Source organism: Oleiphilus sp. HI0067, assembly GCF_001635735.1.
In genome coordinates, this window is the sequence record NZ_LWFI01000422.1 from 1 (window position 1) to 660 (window position 660).

Genomic DNA, 660 nt, shown 5'->3' on the forward strand with positions numbered 1-660 from the left:
GCTTAATCGCAGCGACGAAATAGATGAGTCTAAGGTGATTGAACGATATAACTATGCACATCCGGTCTTTACTCAAGACGGGGTGGCTGCGCAGGGTAGACACTCTGAGATTAGCGATGTGAACCGTACTCACTATTGTGGTGCGTATTGGTTGAATGGCTTCCATGAAGACGGCGTGAATAGCGCCTTGCGTGTCGTTGAGCGCTTTGGGATTCATCTCTAATGTCAACGCGTGAGTTGAAGAGTTGCCTATATCATGGCCACATTCGGCATCGTAGGTTCGAGCCGATTTCACATGCTTTTAAGTACAGTATGTTTATGTGGTATCTCGATTTAGACGAGATTGATGAGGTAACCAAAAAACTCTGGTTCTTTCGTTTAGGAAAGCTTGGTATCGCGAGCTTTGATCGTAGCGATTACTTCAATCAGAGTGCTGATCATCAAGATGACGATTTAAAGCAATGTGTCATTAGAAAAGTAAATGCCTTTTACACGTTGAACCAGCGACAAGCTCCAATTATCCAGTCAGTTCGCCTACTTGCGAACGTTCGTTATTTCGGGGTGATTTTTAACCCTGTTAGCTTTTACTACTGCTTTGATGAGAATGAGCAGCTAACTTCGATATTGGCTGAAATTACTAATACGCCATGGGATGAGCGT

The 660-nt window shown here is 43.8% G+C and carries 1 protein-coding gene and 1 pseudogene; both read left to right on the top strand.

Features of this window, described 5'->3' with window-relative positions; all coding sequences use genetic code 11:
* Nucleotides 1–223, top strand: a pseudogene (locus tag A3739_RS29380) (FAD-dependent oxidoreductase); the annotation flags it as partial.
* On the top strand, nucleotides 223–660 hold a 438-nt coding region (locus A3739_RS04915), incomplete at its 3' end, for a DUF1365 family protein (protein WP_156502364.1). The pseudogene A3739_RS29380 and the gene A3739_RS04915, both read left to right, overlap by 1 nt.